Annotated in this window: 5 protein-coding genes; 3 read left to right on the top strand and 2 right to left on the bottom strand. The window is 66.1% G+C overall.

Features of this window, described 5'->3' with window-relative positions; genetic code table 11:
* Positions 1-33 precede the first annotated feature (33 nt).
* From AC3WON_RS30755 to AC3WON_RS30745, 3 genes are read left to right on the top strand one after another with little or no spacing between them, the layout of a single operon-like run.
* Complete coding sequence (locus AC3WON_RS30755) at positions 34-348, top strand: BolA family protein (protein WP_010810057.1); 315 nt, start codon at positions 34-36, stop codon at positions 346-348.
* A gap of 4 nt (positions 349-352) precedes the next feature.
* Positions 353-1,147 carry a peptidylprolyl isomerase gene (locus AC3WON_RS30750; RefSeq protein WP_010810058.1) on the top strand — a complete coding sequence of 265 codons (795 nt, stop codon included), beginning with the start codon at positions 353-355 and terminating at the stop codon, positions 1,145-1,147.
* Positions 1,148-1,189: 42 nt separating this feature from the next.
* Complete coding sequence (locus AC3WON_RS30745) at positions 1,190-1,489, top strand: hypothetical protein (RefSeq protein ID WP_492353448.1); 300 nt, start codon at positions 1,190-1,192, stop codon at positions 1,487-1,489.
* Between the two features lie 296 nt (positions 1,490-1,785).
* Here the strand turns inward: AC3WON_RS30745 and purL are convergent, their stop codons facing one another.
* Entirely contained in the window at positions 1,786-5,832 is a 4,047-nt protein-coding gene (purL, locus tag AC3WON_RS30740) for a phosphoribosylformylglycinamidine synthase (protein ID WP_492353447.1), read from the bottom strand.
* Between the two features lie 189 nt (positions 5,833-6,021).
* Positions 6,022-6,627, bottom strand: coding sequence for a winged helix DNA-binding protein (locus tag AC3WON_RS30735; protein WP_492320151.1), 606 nt, complete (start codon positions 6,625-6,627; stop codon positions 6,022-6,024).
* Positions 6,628-6,811 lie beyond the last annotated feature (184 nt).

Below are 6,811 nucleotides of genomic sequence, written 5' to 3'. Positions count from 1 at the left end.
CCCCCGCACCCCACGAACTGAAGGAAACCATTGATGGCAGCCGATCCCGCCACTATCGAGGCGATGCTGCGCGAAGCGCTCGCCCCCAGCCACCTGGCCGTGCGCGACGACAGCGCGCTGCACGCCGGACATGCCGGCGCCGCATCGGGCGGCGGACATTACGACGTGACAATCGTCAGCGAGCGCTTTACGGGTCACAGCCGGGTTGCGCGACACCGCATGGTGTATGATGCGCTGCGCGGTCTGTTCCCCGCGCAGATCCACGCACTTGCCGTGACTGCGTTCACCGACCAAGAGTACCAATCCCGCGCATCATCACGCGATTCTTCCAGCAACTCTCAGACCTGATTCCATGAAGACCACCGTCCTCTCGTTCAGCCTGGCGGCTGTGCTTGCTGCCGGCAGCCTGCCGGCCATCGCCCAGAATGCCGCCGTCGTGAATGGCAAGGCCATTTCGTCGGCAAAGCTGGACAAGTTGATCGCCGGCACCGGCCAGCCCGACAACCCGGAGCTGCGCTCGCGCGCGCGCAACATGCTGATCGACCGCGAACTGCTCGTGCAGGAAGCCAACAAGCGCGGCCTGACCCAGCGCGACGACGTGCAGGAACAACTGGAACAGGCCCGCCTGAACGTGCTGGCCGGCGCCGTGTTCGAAGACTACGTGAAGACCCACGGCGCCAGCGACGCCGAGTTGCGCAAGCAGTACGACAAGATCAAGTCGCAGTTCGGCAACGGCAAGGAATACCACGCCCGCCACATCCTGGTGGAAAAGGAAGCCGACGCCAAGGCGATCATCGCCAAGATCAAGGGCGGCGCCAAGTTCGAGGACATGGCCAAGGCCTCGTCCAAGGACCCGGGCTCGGCAGCCAACGGCGGCGACCTGGACTGGGCCAACAGCAGCAGCTACGTGCCTGAGTTCTCGGCTGCCATGACCGGCCTGAAAAAGGGCCAGCTGACCGATACCCCGGTCAAGACCCAGTTCGGCTGGCATATCATCGAACTGGTCGACGTGCGCGACGCCAAGATCCCGTCGTTCGAAGAGGTCAAGCCGCAGCTCACGCAGATGCTGATGGGGGACCAGAACTGGCAGCGCGAGCAGTTCCAGGCCATGATGAAGTCACTCAAGGACAAGGCCAAGATCCAGTAAGGCACGGTCCGGTCGCCCCCGCCGGTCCTGCAAGATTCAAGGATGCAGCGCGTGGAGTCGACTGGCCGCTACTGGCAACTCTGGCATCTCTCATCCCGGGGCATGTGCTATTGCGCACTGGCCTGGGTGACCCTGGATGGCGCCGCCCCTGGCTGGCGCCAGCTCCACCCCTATCTCCCGTTACGTGACCGTTACGCGCCCGAGAAGATCCTGCACGCCGTGGTGGCGTACAAGGAGGCTCGCGGCGAGATCAGGCCGCCCCCTGGTTTTGAAGCCGGGCGGATGCTGACTTATGCCTATGCGTCGTGGAGTTCACGCCTGCTCCCTCCGCTTGCCGGCTGAACCAGCCTTCACTGGCGCAGGTCGTAGCGCCACCCGGTTTCGTCGAGCTGCCTGATACTGTCACCAGTCCGACCAGCGCGTCCAGCATCTTGCTGCCCGTTTCCGCGCTGGCCCAGGTCGGGTATGGCCGTCGCCATTTGGGCTTTGGCCGCTTGCATCGCCGAAAAACTAAAAAGCCACCGGCGCTGCCGGTGGCTCTGGGTGCGTTCCTGACAAAGGATGACCAACTGGGTACTCCCTCTCCCGCACGCGGGAGAGGGAGAAAACAGCGGGCGACGCAAACCTGCAGCTGATGCTTACCCCACCCACTTCCGCGCATTCCGGAACATCCGCATCCACGGGCTGCCACCATCGGCAACCTGTTTCCACGCGTCCGGCGCCCAGCTCATCGTCGCGGCGCGGAATACACGCTCCGGGTGCGGCATCAGCACGGTGAAACGGCCATCGACGGTGGTCACCGAGGTGATGCCATCGGGCGAGCCATTCGGGTTGAGCGGATAGGCCTGCGTGACCGCGCCGTAGTTGTCGACAAAGCGCAGCGCCACGTGGGCCTGGTCGATATTGCCCTGCTGCGAGAAGTCGGCAAACCCTTCGCCGTGGGCGACAACGATCGGGATGCGGCTGCCTTCCATGCCGGCGAAGAAGATCGACGGCGAGGACTGCACTTCCACGGTCACGTAGCGCGCTTCATACTGCTCCGACTGGTTGCGCGTGAACTGGGGCCATGCACCTGCGCCCGGGATGATCGGGGCCAGGTTGCTCATCATCTGGCAGCCATTGCACACGCCCAGCGCGAAAGTGTCCTGGCGGTTGAAGAAGGCCGCGAACTGCTCGGCCATCTGCCCGTTGAACAGGATGGTCTTGGCCCAGCCCTCGCCCGCGCCCAGCACGTCGCCGTAGCTGAAGCCGCCGCATGCGACAAAGCCGGAGAAGTCGGCCAGATTGGCGCGGCCGGCGATCAGGTCGCTCATGTGCACGTCGTGCGCATCGAAGCCGGCGCGGTCCATGCTGTACGCCATTTCGATCTGCGAATTGACGCCCTGCTCGCGCAGGATCGCCACGCGCGGACGCGCGCCAGTGGCGACAAACGGCGCGGCGATGTCCTCCGCCGGATCGAACGTCAGCACCGGGCTGATGCCAGGGTCGGCAGCATCCAGCAGGCGATCGTACTCGCTGTCCGCGCAGGCCGGGTTGTCGCGCAGTCGCGCGATGCGCCAGCTGACTTCGCTCCAGTTGCGCTGCAGGTCCGTACGCGAGGCGCCGAACACTTTCTTGGCATCCCGGTAGATCTCGACCTGGTCGGTGGTGTTGGGCTTGCCGACCACGTGGCTGCACGCCGACAGGCCCGCCTCGCGCAGCACCGCGAACACCGCGTCGCGGTCCTGCATGCGCACTTGCACCACGGCACCCAGCTCTTCCGAGAACAGCGCGCGCAGGGTCTGGTCGTTGCGGCGCTCGGCGATCTGCTGGGCCCAGTTCTTGGCGTCGCCGTAGTCCTGTTCCTGCTGCGGATCCAGCGCCAGCATGTCGACGTTGAGCGAAACACCGCAATGGCCGGCAAAGGCCATTTCGGCCAGCGTGGCCATAAAGCCGCCGTCGGAACGATCGTGGTAGGCCAGCAGCTTGCCTTCGCGGTTCAGGCGCTGGATCACGTTGAAGAAGTTCTTCAGGTCCTCGGCATTGTCCACGTCCGGGGCACTGTCACCGACCTGCTGCATGACCTGCGCCAGGATGCTGCCGGCCATGCGATTCTTGCCGCGGCTCAGGTCGACGGCGATCAGCACGGTGTCGCCGGCGTCGGTGCGCAGTTGCGGCGTCAGCGTGCGGTTGACGTCGTCCACCGCGGCGAAGGCCGAGATGATCAGGGACACGGGCGCCACCACTTCCTTGTTGACGCCTTCATCCTGCCACTTGGTGCGCATCGACAGCGAATCCTTGCCGACGGGGATGCTGATGCCCAGTGCCGGGCACAGTTCCATGCCGACCGCATGCACGGTGTCATAGAGCTTTGCGTCCTCGCCTTCCACGCCGCAGGCCGCCATCCAGTTGGCCGACAGCTTGACCTTGCCCAGGTCCTTGACCGGCGCGGCGGCCAGGTTGGTCAGCGCCTCGCCGATCGCCATGCGGCCCGAAGCCGGCGCGTCGATCACGGCCAGCGGGGTGCGCTCGCCCATGGTCATCGCTTCACCGGCATTGCCCTTGTAGTCGAGCGTGGTCACGGCCACGTCGGCCACCGGCACCTGCCACGGCCCGACCATCTGGTCGCGCGCGTTCATGCCGCCCACGGTACGGTCGCCGATGCTGATCAGGAACGACTTGTTGGCCACGGTCGGATGGCGCAGCACGTCGCGCACGGCCTGCTCCAGGCTGATGCCGGTCACGTCGACGGCCGGCAGCGCCTGCTCGACGCGCTTGACGTCGCGGTGCATGCGCGGCGGCTTGCCAAGCAGCACGTCCATCGGCATATTGACCGCGAAGTGTTCCTTGAGCGCGGCGTCGACTTCGGCGTCGACCAACTGCAGTTGTTTTTCTTCCGTGGCGATGCCGACCACGGCGAACGGCGAACGCTCGCGCTCGCACATGGCCTGGAACTGCGGGAAGCTGTCCGGCGCGATCGCCAGCACATAGCGCTCCTGCGACTCGTTGCACCAGATTTCCGCCGGCGACAGGCCGGACTCTTCCAGGTGCACCTGGCGCAGGTCGAAGCGCGCGCCGCGGTCGGCGCCGTCCACCAGCTCAGGGAACGCGTTGGAGATGCCGCCCGCGCCGACGTCGTGGATCGACAGGATCGGGTTGGCATCGCCGAGCTGCCAGCAGGCGTTGATCACTTCCTGCGCGCGGCGCTCCATTTCGGGGTTGCCGCGCTGGACCGAATCGAAGTCCAGGTCGGCGGTATTGGTGCCGGTCGCCATCGAGCTGGCGGCGCCGCCACCCATGCCGATGCGCATGCCCGGGCCGCCCAGCTGGATCAGCAGCGTGCCGGCCGGCAGCGGGTTCTTGTGCGTGTGCGAGGCGTCGATATTGCCGATGCCGCCCGCGATCATGATCGGCTTGTGGTAGCCGCGCACGGTGCCGCCCACGTTCTGCTCGTAGACGCGGAAGTAGCCGCCCAGGTTGGCGCGGCCGAATTCGTTGTTGAACGCGGCGCCACCCAGCGGGCCGTCGATCATGATCTGCAGCGGCGAGGCGATGCGGTCGGGCTTGCCGGTCACGCCGGGCTTGTCGTCGGGGTTGCGGTGCGCCACCGGCTGGGCGGCGTCGCGGTCGTTTTCCCACGATTCGACGGCGTCGGGCAGCATCAGGTTGGACACCGTGAAGCCGGTCAGGCCGGCCTTGGGCTTGGCGCCGCGCCCGGTCGCGCCTTCGTCGCGGATTTCACCGCCGGCGCCGGTGGAAGCGCCCGGGAACGGCGAGATCGCGGTCGGGTGGTTGTGCGTCTCCACCTTCATCAGCGTGTGCGTCAGCGCCTCGTGGCGGTCGTACTTGTGGTCGTTGCCGCGCGGGAACCAGCGCTCGGCCACATCGCCTTCCATCACCGCCGAGTTGTCCGAGTAGGCCACGATCGAGCCTTGCGGATTGAGCTGGTGCGTATTGCGGATCATCGCGAACAGCGACTTGTCCTGCTGCACGCCGTCGATGGTCCAGGTGGCGTTGAAGATCTTGTGGCGGCAGTGCTCGCTATTGGCCTGCGCGAACATCATCAGCTCGACGTCGGTCGGGTTGCGCCCCAGCTTGCCGTAGGCATCGACCAGGTAGTCGATCTCGTCCTCGGACAGCGCCAGGCCCATCTCGACGTTGGCCGCGGCCAGCGCGCTGCGGCCGGCGGCGATGTCGATAAAGCGCAGCGGCTTGGCCGGCAGTTCCTGGAACAGGCCGGCCGCCTCGTCACGCGTGGCGACCACGGTCTCGGTCATGCGGTCGAACAGGTGCGCGGCCACGGCGGCGCGGGTGTCCGCGTCCAGCGACTTGCGCCCGCGCAGCAGGCCCTTCTTGCAGATCACGGTGATCTCGATGCCACGCTCGATGCGGTGGATATGCGTGAGGCCGCAGTTATGGGCGATGTCGGTGGCCTTGCTGGCCCACGGCGAGATCGTGCCGAAGCGCGGGATCACCACGAAGCGGTCGCCGTCGGGCTGATCGGCGAACGGTGCGCCGTAGGTCAGCAGCGCCGCCACGCGGGACTGCTCTTCGGCCGACAGCGGCGCCTGTGCGTCGACAAAGTGCAGGAACTGGCCATGCACCGATTCAATATCGGCGTCGATCTGCCGCAGGGCGGTGAGCAGGCGTTGCTGACGGAAGGCGGAAAGCGCCAAAGCGCCGGGGAAGCACGAGAAATGCGCCATGATCGTAGCGGTCGGGAGGCGGTGAGGTAGGGGCTGCTGCTTAGCCGGCACCGCTGCATGGGGTGCCGACTGGCGGGAAACCGCTATTGTACCTTGCCGGCACCCGGATTTTGCACTGCGACATCACGACGGCGCCGTGTTACCCCCATCATGATAATGCTTATGCGTCACTTTTACCGAATGGACGGCTCAGAGTGACGTCGCCGAGCGCGCGGCCTGCTCGTACAGGCCGGTCAGCACCCGCATCAGCCGGGCGAGCTCCCCGATCTCGGCATTCTCTTCGCTGCCTTCGGTGAAGTTGCTGGTCAGGCATTGTTCGCGGATCTCGCGATAGCGTGCGCAGGCCTCGGCACCGGCCGGGGTGGTCGAATAAGTGGCCTCCTTGCCGACCCGCTCCCCGCTCACCAGCCCCAGCCCCTGCAGCTTCTTCAATGCGTAGGTCACCAGGTGGGTGTCTTCCACGTTCAGCACGAAGCAGATATCGGCCAGCCGCTTGGGCCGGCCGCGATGGTTCACGTGATGCAGCACCAGCACGTCCAGGAAGGTCAGGTCGCGCACCCCCGCCGCCCCCATGCAGCGCACCACCCAGCGGCTGTAGGCGTTGTAAGCGGTATTCAGCCCGAACTCGAACTCGGACAACTCGGGGCTGCGCACCGACACCAGGTGCGAGGACGACACGATATTGGCCCCGGCCGCGCGCGACAGCGCGGTGGCCGGCCTTGCCTTATCGGCAACGGCAGGGGCATCGGCCACGGCGGCGGCGGTATGCCCGCTCTCGGCTGGCTTGCGTGGCATGCGGGAGACTCCTTTCGATGGGACGGCGCTGGCGTGCTAGGTATAAGCCCGGAGCGCGCCCCGGCAATTTTAGCTTGACAGTTTATTGGCGAATTATGAGCATGAACACCTAATAAATACAGGTAAAGCATGAGGGAGGACGCCGGCCACGACTGGCCCTGCGCATGTGCACCGCGCCCTTCCC

It is taken from the genome of Cupriavidus sp. FW305-46 (assembly GCF_058787075.1).
Note: the sequence above shows the minus strand (reverse complement) of the source record. Positions and strands in the feature narration are given on the sequence as shown.